We start from the raw sequence: 18023 nt of genomic DNA on the forward strand, positions 1-18023 counted from the left end.
GGGTCTGATCGTATTTTCTATATTTGGCTTGTAACCCAATTACAGAAAAGTGGCGGAATCGCTGCGGCTAGTGCATATTGCGTAACAATATTACACAATATACTGAATATATGTATATAATTAAGCAGTTAAGGCGTAAAAAAGATATCAGCCAATCGGAATTGGGTAAAGAAATTGGGGTCAGCCTGCGTACCATACAGCTTTACGAGCGCAAGAATGCCAACATTCCCATTAAAAATCTCACCAAGATTGCCCATTACTTTGACATGACCATTGCGGAAATGTATCTGCAAGAGGTGAACGATATGGGCGAATCCTATACCAAAGAACAGCCCTTCACAAAACATGGAAGCGTTTTTTATCCCTTAGATCATGGCAAATATTTGGTGATGGCACCATTGGTATTGGTGGAATGGCACAAAAAATATATTGAAAGTATAGAGAAGCATGAAGGAAGGGTGCCTTTTCAATCGGCATTTGTCATTGATTTTCTAGTGAAGGAACCCCACCGTATTTTTGAGGTATCGGGGGATTCCATGAATGATGAATCGCTAAATGCCATTCCCAATAAAGCCTTCGTCCTGGGATTGGGCCTAAAGACAGAATCTTTTGCCAAGGATGATGAAACCCTTTGGAACAAATCCTATGTTTTGGTTTGTAAGGAACGAATCATCTGTAAACAGCTTACAGGGTATTCCAAAGAAAAAGAAGCGTTACAGTGTCATAATTTGAATACTTCACCCGAGTTTCAGGATTTTGATTTGCCTTTGAATGAGGTGCTTCAGATTTTTAAGATTGTGAAAAAACAACTGTAAACCTCCAACCTTCAAATTGAATTCAAGATTTCTGAGGCTTTTTCTAAAACAGCATCGGTTTTCGCGAAACAAAACCGTAAGAACTTTTTGTCATAGGGCCCTGTGCAAAATACGGAAACAGGAATACTTGCAAGTTGATGTTCCTTGATCAAATGTTCGGCAAAAGCGGTGTCCTTTTCGTCCGTGATATCGGAATACTCCAACAATTGAAAATACGTTCCGCCTGAAGGAATCATTTTGAATCGGGAATCCTTGATGGCAGTTAAGAACGAATCTCGTTTCTCCTGATAAAATGCACCAAGGTTTACATAATGTTGAGGGTCTTTTAAATATTCGGCCAGCGCAACTTGCATGGCATGGTTTACCGAAAAGACATTGAACTGATGCACTTTTTGAAACTCCAGCATCAACGATTTTGGGGCTGCACAATACCCCACTTTCCATCCTGTGGCATGAAATGTTTTTCCAAATGAGCAACAGATGAAGCTTCGAGTGGCCAAATCTGGATATTTGGATGCGCTCTCATGCGCTTTCCCATCAAAAACAATATGCTCATATACCTCATCGCTCAATAAGATGATATTGGTATCCCGTAATATTTCTTGAAGCTGAAGCATATCACTTTCGGACCAAATGGTGCCCGTAGGATTATGCGGCGTGTTGATGATGACCATTTTGGTCTTTGGACTTATGGCCGATTTAAAAGCACTCCAATTCATCTTAAAATCGTTTCCTTCAAGAGGCAACGGAACAATTTTACCTCCAAAAAGGGATATGGCCGGTTCGTAGCAATCAAATGCTGGTTCTATAACAATCACCTCATCGTTTTGACGAACAAAGGCGGCTATCGTGGTGAAAATGGCCTGTGTCGCCCCTGCGGTAACCGTGATTTCAGATTCGGGATGATAATAGCGGCCATGCAAACGCTCAATTTTCTCCGAAATGGCTTCCCGAAGGGAAAGCACCCCCTGCATGGGCGCATATTGATTGTGGCTCTTTTTAAAAGCTTCGCTCACAAGCTCAAGCAACGCCGGGTCTGGGTCAAAATTGGGAAACCCTTGAGATAGATTGATGGCATCATGTTCACGGGCCAGTTGGCCAATGGTAGTAAAAATGGTGGTGCCCACATGAGGCAGTTTAGATGAAGGTTCAATCATTGACGTCATGTTCGTTTAATACGTTCAGTACTTTTTGTAAGCAGTGTTCCAAGTCCTTTTTTACTTCGGTCTCCCAGAACCGAAATACGGTGTAGCCCTGTTCTTCCAAGACTTCATTTACCTCTTCGTCGCGTTGAATGTTACGTTCAATCTTTGCAATCCAGAATTCTCGGTTACTTTTAATTTTATGTTTGCGTTCCTCCCAATTATAGCCGTGCCAGAACTCTCCGTCAATAAAGATGACGGTCTTGTATTTTTTTAGGGCGATGTCGGGCTTCCCGATGAGCTTTTTATAATCGATGCGATAGCGATACCCGGCTTGCCACAACGCTTTCCGAAAAGCTAATTCGGGTTTGGTGTTCTTGCCCCGAATTTTTCCCATAATCTTGGAACGCTCTGGTGTGGTATAGAAACCACTTTCCTCATTAAATCGAGGCACTTTAATGCGTTCTTTGGGATACTTTTTGGGCATACGGTAAGATAACAAAAAACCCAAACTCCTTCTGGAATTTGGGTTTTGTATATTGAAATGTTATGTTGTCTATCCCTTCAACGAAGCAGATAGATACTCTCGGTTCATTCGGGCAATGTTGGTCAATGAAATGCCTTTAGGACACTCCACCTCACAAGCTCCAGTATTGGTGCAGTTTCCAAATCCTTCCAAATCCATTTGGCGTACCATGTTCTGAACGCGCTCAACGGCTTCAATTCGACCTTGCGGTAACAAAGCAAATTGTGAAACTTTGGCTGAGGTGAACAACATGGCACTGGCATTTTTACAAGCAGCTACACATGCACCACAACCAATGCAGGTTGCAGCATCCATAGCCGTATCGGCATCATGCTTATTGATTGGAATGGCATTGGCATCAACCGTGTTTCCTGAAGTATTTACAGAAATATAACCTCCAGCTTGTTGGATGCGGTCAAAAGCGCTTCGATCCACGATCAAATCTTTGATGACAGGGAACGCTTTTGCTTTAAAAGGCTCAATGACGATGGTATCGCCATCATTGAATTTGCGCATGTGCAATTGACAAGTGGTTACCAATCTATCTGGTCCGTGTGGTTCGCCATTAATTTGAAGGGAACAGGTCCCGCAGATACCCTCTCTACAGTCGTGATCAAACTCCACAGGCTCTTCTCCTTTGGAAACCAACTCTTCGTTAAGGATGTCCAGCATTTCCAAGAAAGACATATCACCTTCTACACCATCAAGGGTATAATCAACTATTTTACCTGGTGAAGATGCGTCTTTTTGACGCCATATTTTTAGATATAATTTCATAGCTTCTTATTTGTAGGATCGTGTCTTCAGTTCAATGTTTTCATAAACCAAATCTTCTTTATGTAATTCGGCATCTTTAGGCTCGCCTTTGTATTCCCAAGCGGCCACATATTTAAAGTTTTTGTCATCACGGAGTGCTTCCCCTTCTTCGGTCTGGTACTCTTCGCGGAAATGACCACCGCACGATTCGTTACGGTGTAGTGCATCCTTCGCGAATAACTCACCCAACTCCAAGAAGTCGGCCACACGACCTGCTTTTTCCAATTCTTGGTTTTTGGAATTGATGGTTCCGGTGACTTTTACATTCTCCCAGAAGTCCTTACGCAACTCGGAAATCTCCTTGATGGCTTCTTTTAGTTCTTTCTCATTCCGGGCCATACCACATTTGTTCCACATGATCTTGCCCAGTTTTTTGTGATAGTAATCCACAGAATGGATTCCAGTGCCGGACATCAATTTTTCCATGCGCTCCTGAACCTGTTTTTCAGCTTCATCAAATGCTGCGGAATCCGTTGGGATTTTCCCGGTTCTAATGTCCTTAGACAAATAATCTCCGATGGTGTATGGTAGTACAAAATACCCATCAGCCAGACCTTGCATCAAGGCAGAAGCGCCCAAGCGGTTGGCTCCGTGGTCGCTAAAGTTGGCCTCACCGGCAGCATAGCAACCAGGGATAGTTGTTTGAAGGTTATAATCCACCCAAAGTCCACCCATGGTATAGTGCACCGCAGGATAGATTTTCATTGGGGTTTTGTATGGATTCTCATCCACAATTTTTTCATACATCTGGAAGAGGTTTCCATACTTGGCTTCGATAACTTCCTCACCCAGTTTTATAATGGTAGCCTCATCTGCATCCTTAATACCAGAGGTCAAGGCTTTTTCTTTTCCGTATCGTTTAATGGCTGATGCAAAATCCAAGTACACTGCTTCACCGGTTTTGTTTACCCCAAAGCCAGCATCGCAACGCTCTTTGGCCGCTCTAGAGGCCACATCACGGGGCACTAGGTTTCCAAAGGCAGGATATCTTCGCTCCAAATAATAGTCACGGTCTTCCTCAGCAAGTTGGGTCGGTTTCAATTTTCCTTCACGGATGGCGATGGCATCTTCCATTTTCTTGGGCACCCAAATACGGCCATCATTCCGAAGCGACTCTGACATCAATGTCAATTTAGATTGATGGTCTCCAGAAACCGGAATACAGGTTGGGTGGATTTGAGTAAAACATGGGTTGGCAAAGAATGCCCCTTTTCGGTGGGCACGCCATGCGGCCATTACATTACTTCCCATAGCGTTGGTTGATAGGAAGAACACGTTTCCATAACCACCAGTTGCCAATACAACCGCGTGGCCGCTGTGTCGTTCCAACTCACCGGTAACCAAGTTTCTTGCGATGATTCCACGAGCTTTTCCATCCACCAAAACCAAATCCATCATTTCATGGCGGGTAAACGATTGAATCTTACCTCGATTGATTTGACGGTTCATGGCAGCATAAGCACCCAACAACAATTGCTGTCCGGTCTGTCCTTTTGCATAAAAGGTTCTTGAAACCAATACCCCTCCAAAGGAACGGTTGTCCAACATACCTCCATATTCACGGGCAAAAGGAACTCCTTGTGCTACGCATTGGTCAATAATGTTTCCAGATACTTCGGCCAAACGATACACGTTGGCTTCACGGGAGCGATAATCCCCTCCTTTGATGGTATCATAGAAAAGACGGTAGTTACTGTCCCCATCCCCTTGATAATTCTTAGCGGCATTGATACCTCCCTGTGCGGCAATGGAGTGCGCTCTTCGGGGAGAATCTTGATAGCAGAACGTCTTTACGTTGTAGCCCAACTCGGCCAAAGTGGCTGCTGCGGCACCTCCGGCCAATCCAGTTCCCACAACAATAATATCTATGTTCCGTTTGTTGGCGGGGTTTACAAGATTAATGTCGTTCTTATGTTTGGTCCATTTATCGGCCAGTGGCCCAGATGGAACTTTTGAATCCAATATGCCCATACTTAATGTGTTATTGGGTTAAGGTGGTGATACAAAGCGATGAAGGCAAAGCCCAACGGAATAATCACCGAAAATAGTTTAGTGAACGTCTTTACTGCTGGTGTGTATTTGTTGTTCCATCCCATGGTCTGGAATGAGGATGCAAAGCCATGCCATAAGTGAAGGCTTAGCAATACAAAGGCCACTACGTAAAGAATTGTTCTCCAGAACGGTTCAAATTTTTCTACAGTTTCATGATAGTACCGGGTTGGGTCTTCTGGGGAAACCTCAATGTATTTGTAGGCCATCTCATGCACCCAGAAATCATAAAAGTGCAACGCCAAGAAAGCGAGCACCACCAATCCGGAATAGATCATGTTTCGAGACACCCAAGGCGCATTGGCACTGCCCTTGTACTTCACATAACTACCCCCTCGAGCTTTATTGTTCTGAATCTCAAGCGCAAAACCCATTACAAAATGAATAATGACCCCGGCAATCAAAATAGGCTGCAGTACAAATTGTACCAAAGGGTTGTATCCCATAAAATGAGACCAAGAGTTAAAAGTTTCCGGATCTATGACCGAAGTAATGTTAATGGTAAAATGTTGTGTGAGAAAAACAACCAAAAAAAGACCCGAAAGCGCCATTACCACTTTGCGGGCAATTGAAGATTTTATCAATCCACTCATTAGTGCTGGTTTTCTGACAAATTTACGGCACGGTTAAGGTTTTAACAAGCTTTCAACATTGTAAAACCAGTTATTTAGACTGATTTTAAGCAGATAGGAAGTAAGTTTAATGAAAAGCTTTGATTTCAATAAGATGTCCGTGAAATGAAACTTTAAATTAAGACCAATACTGGACCATTTTGGGATTTTTGCCCGATATTACCACTGTTTTTAACCAACCCAACACCATGGATATTGCAATCCTCTCTGTTAGCCTTAACGTACATTCCACCAGAAGGATAGCGCAGGAAGCCCAAGATGCAGGTCATTATGTGGAAATGATAGACCACACCAAATGTTCCGTAAAACTTGGAGGTGACAGTCCTCAAATTTATTTGGATGATGAGGACATCACCCATGAGTTTGATGCCATTATTCCCCGTATTGGCACCACTGTTACCAAACACGGTGCGGCCATTGTAAAGCAATTTGAGATGAACCACATCTTCAGCACAGCACGATCCTTGGGTATCACAAGGGCCCGAAACAAGGTTCGCACCTTGCAGATCATGGCCAGAAAAGGAATTCCTATTCCCGAGACCGTATTTTCTATCAATCCCCATAATGTTGAAGAGCAGATCAGGCTTTTGGGAGGCGGACCGGTCATTATTAAATTGCAAGAAGGCACCCAAGGCAAAGGCGTAATGTTGGCGGAGAGTAAAAAATCGGCCAAATCCATTATCGATACGCTGTACAATATGAATACCAGCATCCTTTTGCAGGAATATATTGAGGAAGCCAATGGCGAAGACCTCAGGATCATTGTTGTGGGAAACAAAGTGGTGGCCAGTATGAAACGGACCAGCGAAATTGACGATTTTCGGTCCAATGTGCACCGTGGAGCGGAAACAGAACCTGTTCAATTGACACCGAAAGAGAAGTACATTGCATTGAATGCCACCAAATATTTAGGACTTGGGGTGGCGGGGGTAGACCTAATCCGTTCCAAAAAGGGCCCACTTTTGATTGAGGTAAATGCCTCGCCGGGACTAAAGGGAATAGAAGCCGCAACCCAGGTGAATGTAGCCAAACATATTATTCAATTTGTGGAGAAAAATGCTGGAAGAAAACGAAAATAAGACCCTAACCATAAATGGTGAAACCATTGCACCTGGAGAAAACAAGTTGGTGCAACTGCACATTGCCCGGCTGCCCACAGGCACATTGATTGATATTCCCGTACACGTTTTCAATGCAAAAAAAGCAGGCCCCACAGTTTTGGTGCAGGCCGGATTGCATGGCGATGAAATCAACGGAGTGGAAACGTTGCGGCGGATGCTTCAGGAAGGCCGTTTTGCAATCAAAAAAGGTGCGGTGATCGTGGTACCCATCCTAAATATATTCGGATTCATTCATTTTTCACGGGATGTGCCGGACGGCAAGGACGTCAACCGAAGCTTTCCAGGTAGAAAGACTGGTTCGTTGGCCAGCAGGATAGCACATACCTACACAGAACAGATTTTGCCCCAAGTCGATTTTGGCATCGACCTGCACACAGGCGGAAGCCAGCGGCATAACCACCCACAAGCTAGATACACTTTTGGAGATGTAAAAAGCGAAGAGTTGGCAAAGGCATTCAACGCGCCCTTTCGGTTTTCGTCCAAATTGATTGGAGGCTCTTTTCGAAAAACCACCTTTAAGATGGGTATTCCCACCATGGTCTATGAATCTGGTGAAAGCATGCGATTTGATGAAAAAGCCATTACCATTGGTATACAGGGGGTGGAAAATGTGTTCCGATTTTTGGGAATGGTACCCAAAGGACCAAAGCAAAAACAGCAACCTTCAATTCATCTAGAATCTACCCGCTGGATTCGGGCTGCAAGGGCAGGGATGTTCATTCCTCAAATTTCCAATGGCGAGGCTGTAAAAAAAGGGCAGATTTTGGGCATGACAACGGACACTTTTTCCAAAAAGAACAAAAAAGTCAAGGCTCCATTTGACGGACACGTCATTTGTATCAATCACCAAGCCGTGGTAAATCAAGGGGATGCGCTATTCCACATAGGGCGTTAACCCAAACTCTTTATCGCTGATTTTGGAAATGCTCCATTTAATGGCCGTTTCAAGGTCGGAGAATTGCCTGATGTTTTCCCTGAAAAACATTTTTTCCAAAACAATACTGGAAAGTCCACCCTTGTTATAGGCCACTACGGAGTAGAATTCGAGCTGGTGCCTGTTTTTGTAGAATTTCAACCAATCCGTGGGAACAACGGAATAGTTATGGATTCGGTTGGAGATGTATGCAATGGGCTTGTCCTTGCCAATAATGTCATAGGCAATGTTGATGATTTTTTTGGCCATGGACCAATTAAAGACCACCCCTTCCTTAATTTCTGAAATGACCAATCCATCAAAAAAATAGAACACGCCAAAATCACATTCCCTAATTTCCCGAATGTTTTTAAAATAGTCTATTTCCCTAACGGTTTGTTTCATAGCAAATGAGCTGATCAGTACAGCACCGTAAAATTAAGGAATCCCTTGAAGACTCTTCAAAAACTTTTATGAACACCCAAGGCGCATTGGTGGATAGGGTTTTTCAATTGATGTGCATTTTGGAACTTTGGAAAATAGGAGTTGGAAAATTTATTCATAAATAACTCAACCACCACTTTTGTCGGTTTTCGGTCTTGTAGTCATTGTACCATTTACAAATGGGGTATAAAGCTATGGTCAGTAAAATCCAGATGAGGTACACCATCCAAAGACCAAAACCATAGCCCTGTAATTGCGGTTGAAGGGTAACCCATAAATCTATGACCATATCCGAAAAACTAAATCCGGTAGCAAGCGCGGCTACAACGGCCAAAGCGTGAATAACGTAAATATGGAGGATATAAAAAAACATGGGAACGCGGCCAATGACTACCAATTTTTCGGTCCATTGGTTTTGCACATTTTCCACCAAGGCTAAAAAAATAATAGACGGCCCCAAAGTTATCAGCAAGTAGAGTAGGGATGGCGGGTACTTGGTCACATTGAAATAGGAGGCAATGGTCATACCAAATGAATCTTGTTCGGCCCATGTGTAAGGGTCCCCATAGACATTGAGTGTCCTTAATGCAAAAAACAGCAATGTTAGCCCAAATCCAAGTTGGAACAGGCGTTTTATTCTAAGTTTTGAATCATACGAAGGTTTGTACAGCTCCCCAAAATAGTAGCCCAAAGGCATCACAAAAATCCAAGGAATCAATGGGTAGCCTACAAAAACCTGAACGCTTCCCATATCAATGACATTGAAGACATGCAAAAAGGTCCAAAAGCCTGAGGCCACCGAATCGGTCGGAGCAATTGGGTCCAAAAGATTATGGCCAAAAATCACAACAAAGGCCAAGGCAATCATTAATTTTTTGGGAAGATGGATAAATCCTGCCAAGAAAATCATACATAGCCCCAAGACCCAAATAACTTGTAAGAGTATCGTGGTGTAATCCAACTTGAACATCCATGCCAGCTTAATAATGGTCAATTCGGCAACGACCAACCAAAGTCCACGTTTCAGCAACCAAATGGACAATGCTTTTTTATCCAATCGTTGGCCTACAAAAAAGGCAGAAGTCCCAGCAAGAAAAACAAAAACAGGAGCACAAAAATGGGTCACAAAGCGGGTCCAGAATAAGGCAACATTGCTTTGCCCCATATCGGTGGGATCAAAAAAGTACGCATCATAATGGAAATAATCCCGGACGTGGTCCAAGGCCATAATCACCATAACAACTCCGCGGAGGAGGTCAATGGATTTAATTCGGTTTTTGCGGTCAGATTTCATAAGGTTGGTTGTTGTTGAATAATAACTCCCTGAAAAAGTGAAGTTTGCAGAGGTTAAAGTACAACAATCCTATGGACAAACCGACCCGAAAATTGCGCTATTTTTTGAAAGTTCAAATTCACCCAATTGTGGGGTCACTTTTCCATATTCTTTAACTGGATCCCCAACGCTTTGGTGGAAAGTTGCACTTCCGATAAAGAAAGTATCAAAGAGATGACCAAGAACCCTAAACTAACACCGAAAATTACATGCGCCCAAAGGTCGAGTTCCACATAAATCAAAAACATGGTGATAGCGGCCAACAAAAAACTGATGATAGCTGTGGCCTGCATGTTTTTAATGATACCCAATCTTCTACGTAGTAGTTGAATTTGCTGTTTTAGGGGCTGGGCCGAGGTTTCCTCAAACTGTTTGTGCAACTGACGAATAAGTGCCGCGATGGCCAAATATCTGGCATTGTAGGCCAACATGGTAAGCGAAATGGCTGGGAACAAAAGTGCAGGGATACTTAGGCTGAGTTGCATGCTTTTTTCTTTTGGCTGGGAAGTTATGAATTTGTCTCCGCCCAAGCAATTACCTACATTTGGGCAAATCAAAAATTTTATATGAAATATTCTCCCATAGACAGTAATCTGTTTGTAAAAAATCGTAAAAAGTTCACGGCACAAATGAAGCCAAAAAGCATTGCTGTGTTCAATTCCAATGATATTTATCCCATAGGTGCCGATAGTACCCTTCCCTTTGAGCAAAGCCGCGATTTGTTCTATCTCTGTGGTGCTGATCAAGAAGAAACCATTCTTTTATTGTTCCCTGATGCCATGGACCCAAAACATCGCGAGATTTTGTTCGTTCGAGAGACCAATGACCATATTGCTGTTTGGGAAGGTGCCAAGCTTACAAAGGAACAGGCTACGGAAGTATCCGGCATTGAAACGGTATATTGGCTTACCGATTTTGACAAGGTCTTTTTTGATTTGATGACCGAGGCGGATACTATTTACTTCAACACCAATGAGCATTATCGCCAAGCGGTGGAGACACAGACTCGTGAAGATCGTTTTATTGAGAAATGTAAAAAGGAATATCCAGCACACCAGTGGGCAAAGAGTAATCCCATTTTGCAACAGATTCGAGGAATCAAGGAACCCGAAGAAATTGCCATCATGCAAACCGCATGCGATATCACCGAAAAGGGTTTCCGAAGAATTTTGGAATTTGTAAAACCAGGGGTTTGGGAATATGAGATAGAGGCGGAGTTCGCTCATGAATTTATCCGAAATCGTTCCAAAGGATATGCTTATGCGCCTATTATTGCGGCAGGAAACAATGCCAATGTACTCCACTATCTGGAAAATAATAGACAGGTTAAGGATGGTGACATGATCTTGTTGGATTTGGCCGCCGAATACGCCAACTATTCCAGCGACATGACCCGAACCATTCCGGTCAATGGCAGGTTTACTGACAGACAAAAACAAGTGTACAGCGCTGTGCTTCGGGTAAAAAATGAAGCTACAAAGATGTTGGTGCCCGGAGTTATTTGGGCTGAATTTCATAAGGAGGTAGGAAAGGTAATGACCTCTGAGTTGATTGGGCTGGGTCTTTTGGACAAAGCGGATGTACAAAATGAAAACCCAGATTGGCCTGCCTATAAAAAATACTTTATGCACGGCACAAGTCACCATATCGGGTTGAACACCCACGATTATGGCGAATTGAAGACGCCAATGAAACCAAACATGGTCTTTACCGTTGAACCTGGAATTTATATTCCAGATGAAGGTATGGGCGTTCGTTTGGAGGATGATGTGGTCATCCAAGAAACAGGAGAACCATTCAACTTGATGCGCAACATTCCTATTGAGATTGAGGAAATCGAAGAATTAATGAACTCTTAATTGATGTTGCTGGCAATCCTTCAACAGGCCGATATCCAAAAAAAGATGGAAGAAGCTCCGGACAGCGCCTACGAAATAGGCGTTGTCATCGGGAGCTATCTCCCCTTCGTGCTCTTGGCCGGAATCGCCTATGCGATTTACTACTACAACAAAAAGAAACGAGGCTCCGAATAAAGCACCTCGAAAATTCATCATCAATCAAATGAAAGTAATCGACCTTTCCAAACCGATTCAATACAATCCATCCGACCCGTGGTTTATGAAAGTTAAAATAAAGCACAAACCGCACCGCAAGGCAAAATGGCTTATTCGAGTTTTGGGACTGCCGTTCAAATTATTTCCGAAGGGTTTTGAGGGTTGGGCCGATGATACCATTCAAAAAATGGGAGTTCATTCCACCACACATATTGATGCACCCTGGCATTATTCGCCAACTACTGATGGTGCCAAATCCAAAACTATTGACGAGATACCCCTTGACCAATGTTTTTCTGATGGAATAGTAATCGATATGAAACACAAAGCCGATTTTGACCCCATCACCGTTTTTGATCTGCAAGGATTTTTAAAAACCAATGCACTAAAGTTGGAAGCTGGAATGATTGTTTTGATTAAAACAGGTAGGGACAAGTTCAATGGTACCAAGGATTTTCACAAAAAGGGAACAGGGATGAGCGCCGAGGCTACAGAGTGGCTTATTGATCAAGGCATAAGTGTCATGGGAATCGACTCTTGGGGGTGGGATTTACCCTTACCCTACATGCTGCAGAAAGCTAAGGAATCCAATAATCCCGAATTTTTTTGGGAAGCGCATTTAGTAGGTCAGAAAAAGGAATATTGGCACATGGAGCAATTGGTCAACCTGGATGCATTGCCCTATGATGGTTTTAAAGTGGCTGTCTTTCCTTTGAAAATTGTGGGAGCTTCTGCGGCACCTGCCCGTGTAGTGGCCATTCTGGAGTAAAGACGGTCAAAACCATTTATCTCTTACCAATAAAAAAATGAAAACCAAAAAAGAACTCAAAGACGAGTATAAGCAACTGAAATTTCCAATGGGAGTTTTTCAGGTAAAGAACGTTCGCAATAACAAAGTTTTGATTGACCATAGTTTGGATATGGAGTCAAAATGGAACAGACATAAGATGGAACTTAAATTTGGAAACCATAGAAATAAGCAGCTTCAAAAGGACTGGAATGAATATGGTGAAGAAAGTTTTGTTTTTGAAGTCTTGTCCGAACTGAAGAAAAGCGAGAAGGAAAACAGTAATTATAACGAGGAACTTAAGACCCTTCAGGACATGGTAATTGAAGAATTACAACTGGAGAACACCTATACGAATAAAATAGGAACTACACCCTTCAAGTTTCCAATGAACTTTTGAACAAAGCAACATTGGACGTTTGAACAAAGTTCAACGTTTCTTTCCCCACTAGTTTTGTCTCCAATAAAACCATGAAAAATGAGACGAAACAATTATCAAGGCGTGCTTCAAAAACCAATTGGTTCGGGGTTTACTGCCAAGTCAACCACAGCGGAAGTTATTAAAGGGATTGACCTTTCTGGGAAAACCGCCATCGTTACTGGTGGCAATACAGGAATTGGATTGGAAACTACCAAAACTCTTGCAAGAGCGGGAGCGACCGTAATCGTTCCAGCACGGGATATTGACAAAGCCGAAAAGAATCTGCAGGGTATTGAAAACGTGGAACTGGAAACCATGGATTTAATGCATCCGGAATCCGTGGATGCTTTTGCTAAAAAGTTCTTGGCTTCCAAAAGGCCTTTGCACTTGCTCATCAACAATGCGGGCATTATGTGGGTGCCTCTACGGAGGGATAGCAGAGGAATTGAGTCCCAACTCGCTACTAATTATCTGTCTGTTTTTCAATTAACAGCTGGGTTATGGCCAGCATTGAAAAAAGCAAATGGGGCACGAGTAGTGAATGTATCTTCACAAGGGCACCATTTCGCCCCGTTTGATTTTAAGGACCCCAATTTTGAAAATCGCGCTTACGAAACTTTGCAGGCCTACGGCCAATCCAAAACGGCGCTCAATTTGTTTTCAATGGAAATGGACCATCGAGCAATGAGCAATGATGTAAGGGTTTTTTCGTTGCACCCAGGCTCCATTGGAGGAACGGAATTGGCACGGGAAGCTTCATTGGAACTGTTTCAACAAATGGGTTTTTGCGATGCGGAAGGGAACCTCTTGCCCGAGGTTGCAGCATCATTAAAAACTATTCCGCAGGGAGCCGCTACAACAGTTTGGTGTGCCACAAGTCCAATGCTAAATTCAATGGGTGGCATGTACTGTGAGGATGTTGAGATTGCCCCATTGAGCACGGATTTATCAAAAGGCAGTGGTGTTCATCCCTATTCTTTGGACCAGGCCAGCGCACAACTACTATGGAAATTGAGCGAAGAATTGACCGGAGTGCAGTTTCAAATGGACTGATCTATGTAATTTTATGCTGCACAGGCCTATGGAATTTCAACTTAAATATATTACCCCGGATATTAAGCTCTCCTCGTATGATGATAGGTTGTTTAAAACTGAGGTAGTGTTTGATCACCATATGCTTGTGTGGTTCATTTCGGGTGAGACCAAGATTATTCAAGCGGATGAAAGCCATGTTTTTAAAGCTGGGGATATTTTTTTGATTCCCAGGAACCAATTGGCAACTATCATCAATTATCCAAAGGATGGACTCCCACATAAATCTGTGGTGATGCATTTGTCCGTGGAGAAACTGAGAACATTTTATGCGCCTTTGAATGCGCAGCCAAAAGAAGGAGCTCCGACCAAAATCTTCCATTTTAAAAACCACCCCTTATTGGAAAGTTGCTTGGCTTCCCTGATTCCATATTTTGATATGGAGGATGAAATTTTTCCAGAGGAAATCGCATCCTTGAAAATTGCGGAGGCCATTTCCATTCTCAGAAGAATCGACCCGAACATCGATAACCTTTTGGCCAATTTTGAGGAACCGTATAAAATCAATTTGGCTGATTTTATGGAGAAGAACTTCATGTTCAATATGCCCTTGGAGAAATTTAGTTACTTGACAGGAAGAAGCTTGACCACTTTCAAGCGTGATTTCAGTAAAGTATTCAACACAACCCCACAGCGATGGTTGACCCAAAAGCGACTAGAGCTGGCGCACTACCAACTTTCCAACAAAAAGAGAAAACCAGTTGAGGTCTATTTGGAAACCGGTTTTGAAAACTTATCGCATTTTTCCTATGCCTTTAAAAAGCATTTTGGATTGACGCCGACAGAACTCGTCGGGCGAAGAACTGTGCAATAGAAAACCTCTCTTATAGCCACACTTTCAAGGTATTGATTGTAACAGAATTAGTGTTGGTTCGTCGAAAAGGAAACCCATACAATCACCAACCATGCAGAAAATAGTTGCTTTTTTATTCCTTTTTACTTCACTGATTACCTTTTCCCAAAATCAAGCGTCCGAACCCATTCAAGTTCCTTTTGTGTTAACCCCGGAAGGACATATTATCATCCAAGCGAAAGTAAACGGGATAGATGGGACATTCATTTTTGATACAGGTGCCGGGATCAATCTGATCACCCAAAAGTTTGGGGACAAAGTGGGAAGTTTGGAAGAAACCCATCACTTTTACACAGGGCATCGGGCAACGGGTGAAGCACTTCAAGCCAATCTTTGGAATTACGATTCTTTACAAATTGGAGATTTTATTGAAGCAAATGGACAAACAGCGGTATTAAATTTTGATTTCCCGATTGATGGACTCATCTCTCTGACGCCTTTCAAGAACCAGCCCTTTACCATTGATTTTGAGAATAAACTTTTAACCATAGAATCTCCACAATCCTTGGATCAAATCCGTTCTGAAGCTGATTTTGAAACGCCATTAGCCATTACCAATGACAGGAACATCAGCTTGGACATTTTCGCACATGTTTTTTTAAATGATACTCTGGAACTGCTAGTGGGATTGGATTCAGGTGCAGGATTTGGAGTGTATCGGTTCAGTTCTCGATATATGGAAACGTTGGGAGTGAATTCCACCCAAATAAAAAATGAATTTAGACCCAGTCCTTTCAATCCCGATGAAGGCAACATGTATTATTTTACCAAACTCGATAAACTGTCCAGTTTGGACAAAAAGTCCGGTGTGGAGAACTTCAATGCCACCTTTATTGATGGGTTGATTTATGAAGGTATTACGGGATTGGACTGGATTGGACAAAAGATTACCATTGATCTACCCAACCAAAAAATGTTCGTTATAAAATAACTGTCCAAATATGCCCCAATGTTGGTAACTTAGGGGTATGAAAGTCTATATCATTGGTGCTGGTGCTGTTGGAAAGGCATTGGCCGTGTCCCTGAATCATGAAGGCAAAGAAGTGGAGTTGATTCGCGGCCATTTGGATGATGGGACTTCGCACAATCAGAAAATAACCGTTGAACTCAAGGACGGTCCCAAGCTAGAAGCTGAAATCACCATCAGTACGTTGAGTAACCATACGCAATTGAATGGGCTCGTGGTGCTCACCAGTAAATCATTTGGGAACAAATCCCTATCTGAAAAGCTGGAGCCAAAGATTGGAGATTCACCTGTAGTGCTTCTGCAAAATGGGCTGGGCGTGGAACAGCCTTTTATAACCAAAGATTTTCCTGAAATCTACCGGTGTGTCCTTTTTGTAACCAGTCAGAACAGCGATCCAAATACGATAGGTTACAAACCTGTGGCCCCATCACCTGTTGGAATCATTCAACAAAGAAAGTCCACTTTGGAAAATGTAGTTGAAGCCTTGGACTGTCCCTATTTTAGGTTTACTGCGGAAAAGGACATTCAGCGCATCATCTGGAAAAAGGCCATTGCCAATTGTGTGTTCAATTCCATATGCCCTTTGTTGGAAATTGACAATGGGATTTTCCATCGGGACAAAAATGTGTTTGCCATAGCACAGCGGGTCATCGTGGAATGTGCCCTCATCGCCAATAAAAAAGGAATCGACCTGGGTACATCTGAACTGGAAGATCAAGTTTTGATGATCAGCCGCATGTCCGATGGGCAACTCATTTCCACCCTTCAGGACATCAATAATAAAAGAGAGACGGAGATTGATACCCTTAATTTTGAGATCTATCGGATGGCACACGCCATGAACCTATCGAACAAGGTGAAAGAAACACGATTGTTGGGTGAGTTGGTAAAACTGAAATCGGAATTACATCGCTGACCAATATCTTAAAACCATGAGCAACCTGAATAAGCTATTTTGGATAAAACTACTGCACACATTTATTTGGGTATTTTTCGTGATTGTGATTTTCTATGTGCTGTTTTCTGGAATAACTGGAAAAATTGACACCTATACTTGGGTAGGCATTGGATTGGTCATTGGAGAGGGAGTGGTGCTCTTGATTTTTAAAATGTTCTGTCCATTAACAATAATGGCCCGTAGATATTCCGACTCCACAGCAGACAATTTTGATATTTTTTTGCCCAATTGGTTGGCCAAAAACAACAAGCGTATTTTCACCACCATTTATGTAATTGGTTTGATACTCGTTTTGGCGAGAACCTTTTTTGGACAATAGCTTTATAATTGGTTTCCGATAAAAATGGAATTAAAATGTTATTTTTCAGTGTTTTAAGCATTCTTGCAAAATGGATAAATTGATTGAACTCCTTAAGACCCACATCCAAAATCGGGATCCGGAAAAGACACTGACATTGATAAAGGAACATCCAGAAGTCATCAATCTGGAAGATGAAAATGGAAGTTCCGGGTTTATGCTTTTGGCCTACAGTGGTTTCAAGGAAGCATTTACAAAAGCCGTTTTGCTGAAGACCTCATTCTCATTTCACGAAGCGATTGTTTCCGGTAAAAAGGAAATTGTTGCGCAGTATTTGGATGAGTCCAGTGCCGATTGGGCCAATACCCATTCCAAAGATGGATTTGCCCCACTGTCCCTGGCCGCTTTTTTTGATCAGACCGATATTGCACTGCTCTTATTGGACAAAGGTGCTGACCCAAATTTGGCCGCTACCAATCCAACCAAGGTCAATGCCTTGCATTCCGCCGTGGCCAAGGAAAACCATAAGCTCTGTAAAATTTTGTTGGAAAAGGGCGTGAATGTGAACACGGTACAAATGCAAAATGTAACCGCTCTGCATTCCGCGGTACATCGTGGTAATCTGGAAATCACCAAGTTATTGATTGAAAACGGAGCAGACCCCAGTTTGAAAATGGACAATGGGGATACCCCGTTGAGCATTGCCAACCGGGAAGGCCATGGACTGGTCGCAGCCTACTTAAAGGAGCATCAAAACTAAACCCTGCACGGAGTAGTAGATTTTACTTGGTTTTTACCGAAG

At 42.7% G+C, this 18023-nt stretch carries 21 protein-coding genes; 13 read left to right on the forward strand and 8 right to left on the reverse strand.

Features of this window, described 5'->3' with window-relative positions:
* The first annotated feature begins 110 nt into the window (after positions 1 to 110).
* Positions 111 to 815, forward strand: a complete 705-nt coding sequence (locus ACFSJE_RS10785) for a helix-turn-helix domain-containing protein (RefSeq protein WP_379830981.1) — start codon at positions 111 to 113, stop codon at positions 813 to 815.
* Positions 816 to 826: 11 nt separating this feature from the next.
* Here the strand turns inward: ACFSJE_RS10785 and ACFSJE_RS10790 are convergent, their stop codons facing one another.
* From ACFSJE_RS10790 to ACFSJE_RS10810, 5 genes are all read right to left on the reverse strand, one after another.
* Positions 827 to 1972 carry a methionine aminotransferase gene (locus tag ACFSJE_RS10790; RefSeq protein ID WP_379830982.1) on the reverse strand — a complete coding sequence of 382 codons (1146 nt, stop codon included), beginning with the start codon at positions 1970 to 1972 and terminating at the stop codon, positions 827 to 829.
* On the reverse strand, positions 1965 to 2444 hold the full coding sequence (locus ACFSJE_RS10795; protein ID WP_379830983.1) for a very short patch repair endonuclease: 480 nt from the start codon (positions 2442 to 2444) through the stop codon (positions 1965 to 1967). Before ACFSJE_RS10795 ends, ACFSJE_RS10790 begins: the two co-directional genes overlap by 8 nt.
* 69 nt (positions 2445 to 2513) lie before the next feature.
* Positions 2514 to 3260: a succinate dehydrogenase/fumarate reductase iron-sulfur subunit gene (locus ACFSJE_RS10800; protein WP_379830984.1), complete on the reverse strand. Its 747-nt coding sequence runs from the start codon at positions 3258 to 3260 to the stop codon at positions 2514 to 2516.
* 6 nt (positions 3261 to 3266) lie between these two features.
* Positions 3267 to 5270, reverse strand: a complete 2004-nt coding sequence (locus tag ACFSJE_RS10805; protein WP_379830985.1) for a fumarate reductase/succinate dehydrogenase flavoprotein subunit — start codon at positions 5268 to 5270, stop codon at positions 3267 to 3269.
* Positions 5271 to 5272: 2 nt separating this feature from the next.
* A complete protein-coding gene (locus ACFSJE_RS10810) occupies positions 5273 to 5941 on the reverse strand; it encodes a succinate dehydrogenase cytochrome b subunit (protein WP_379830986.1) in 669 nt (222 codons plus the stop codon).
* Between the two features lie 227 nt (positions 5942 to 6168).
* Here ACFSJE_RS10810 and ACFSJE_RS10815 point away from each other — a divergent pair, with 227 nt between their 5' ends.
* Positions 6169 to 7059 carry a RimK family alpha-L-glutamate ligase gene (locus ACFSJE_RS10815; protein ID WP_379830987.1) on the forward strand — a complete coding sequence of 297 codons (891 nt, stop codon included), beginning with the start codon at positions 6169 to 6171 and terminating at the stop codon, positions 7057 to 7059.
* Positions 7037 to 7996 carry a succinylglutamate desuccinylase/aspartoacylase family protein gene (locus tag ACFSJE_RS10820; protein WP_379830988.1) on the forward strand — a complete coding sequence of 320 codons (960 nt, stop codon included), beginning with the start codon at positions 7037 to 7039 and terminating at the stop codon, positions 7994 to 7996. Before ACFSJE_RS10815 ends, ACFSJE_RS10820 begins: the two co-directional genes overlap by 23 nt.
* Here the strand turns inward: ACFSJE_RS10820 and ACFSJE_RS10825 are convergent.
* The 3 genes from ACFSJE_RS10825 to ACFSJE_RS10835 all read right to left on the reverse strand — a co-directional run bounded on the left by ACFSJE_RS10825 (position 7976) and on the right by ACFSJE_RS10835 (position 10276).
* Positions 7976 to 8419, reverse strand: coding sequence for a hypothetical protein (locus ACFSJE_RS10825; RefSeq protein WP_379830989.1), 444 nt, complete (start codon positions 8417 to 8419; stop codon positions 7976 to 7978). The two genes, ACFSJE_RS10820 and ACFSJE_RS10825, sit on opposite strands and share 21 nt — an antisense overlap.
* A 154-nt stretch (positions 8420 to 8573) precedes the next feature.
* Complete coding sequence (locus tag ACFSJE_RS10830; RefSeq protein WP_379830990.1) at positions 8574 to 9752, reverse strand: acetyltransferase domain-containing protein; 1179 nt, start codon at positions 9750 to 9752, stop codon at positions 8574 to 8576.
* Positions 9753 to 9886: 134 nt separating this feature from the next.
* Positions 9887 to 10276 carry a DUF2721 domain-containing protein gene (locus ACFSJE_RS10835; RefSeq protein ID WP_379830991.1) on the reverse strand — a complete coding sequence of 130 codons (390 nt, stop codon included), beginning with the start codon at positions 10274 to 10276 and terminating at the stop codon, positions 9887 to 9889.
* 81 nt (positions 10277 to 10357) lie between these two features.
* Here ACFSJE_RS10835 and ACFSJE_RS10840 point away from each other — a divergent pair, with 81 nt between their 5' ends.
* The 10 genes from ACFSJE_RS10840 (at position 10358) to ACFSJE_RS10885 (ending at position 17981) form a co-directional block, all read left to right on the forward strand.
* Positions 10358 to 11650 carry an aminopeptidase P family protein gene (locus tag ACFSJE_RS10840; protein WP_379830992.1) on the forward strand — a complete coding sequence of 431 codons (1293 nt, stop codon included), beginning with the start codon at positions 10358 to 10360 and terminating at the stop codon, positions 11648 to 11650.
* Between the two features lie 3 nt (positions 11651 to 11653).
* Positions 11654 to 11824, forward strand: coding sequence for a hypothetical protein (locus ACFSJE_RS10845; RefSeq protein ID WP_379830993.1), 171 nt, complete (start codon positions 11654 to 11656; stop codon positions 11822 to 11824).
* A gap of 28 nt (positions 11825 to 11852) precedes the next feature.
* Complete coding sequence (locus ACFSJE_RS10850) at positions 11853 to 12614, forward strand: cyclase family protein (protein WP_379830994.1); 762 nt, start codon at positions 11853 to 11855, stop codon at positions 12612 to 12614.
* Positions 12615 to 12651: 37 nt separating this feature from the next.
* On the forward strand, positions 12652 to 13032 hold the full coding sequence (locus tag ACFSJE_RS10855; protein WP_379830995.1) for a GIY-YIG nuclease family protein: 381 nt from the start codon (positions 12652 to 12654) through the stop codon (positions 13030 to 13032).
* 78 nt (positions 13033 to 13110) lie between these two features.
* A complete protein-coding gene (locus tag ACFSJE_RS10860) occupies positions 13111 to 14106 on the forward strand; it encodes an SDR family NAD(P)-dependent oxidoreductase (RefSeq protein ID WP_379830996.1) in 996 nt (331 codons plus the stop codon).
* 28 nt (positions 14107 to 14134) lie between these two features.
* A complete protein-coding gene (locus ACFSJE_RS10865; protein ID WP_379830997.1) occupies positions 14135 to 14959 on the forward strand; it encodes a helix-turn-helix domain-containing protein in 825 nt (274 codons plus the stop codon).
* Between the two features lie 91 nt (positions 14960 to 15050).
* Entirely contained in the window at positions 15051 to 15929 is an 879-nt protein-coding gene (locus ACFSJE_RS10870) for a retropepsin-like aspartic protease (RefSeq protein ID WP_379830998.1), read from the forward strand.
* 37 nt (positions 15930 to 15966) lie between these two features.
* A complete protein-coding gene (locus ACFSJE_RS10875; protein ID WP_379830999.1) occupies positions 15967 to 16881 on the forward strand; it encodes a ketopantoate reductase family protein in 915 nt (304 codons plus the stop codon).
* 16 nt (positions 16882 to 16897) lie between these two features.
* Complete coding sequence (locus ACFSJE_RS10880) at positions 16898 to 17242, forward strand: hypothetical protein (RefSeq protein ID WP_379831000.1); 345 nt, start codon at positions 16898 to 16900, stop codon at positions 17240 to 17242.
* A 70-nt stretch (positions 17243 to 17312) separates the two neighbouring features.
* Positions 17313 to 17981 (forward strand): ankyrin repeat domain-containing protein, encoded by a 669-nt coding sequence (locus ACFSJE_RS10885; RefSeq protein ID WP_379831001.1) that lies wholly within the window; start codon positions 17313 to 17315, stop codon positions 17979 to 17981.
* The last annotated feature ends 42 nt before the right edge of the window (positions 17982 to 18023 follow it).

This window comes from Flagellimonas iocasae (assembly GCF_042682725.1).
In the GTDB taxonomy this organism is placed as follows: Bacteria; Bacteroidota; Bacteroidia; order Flavobacteriales; family Flavobacteriaceae; genus Flagellimonas; species Flagellimonas iocasae.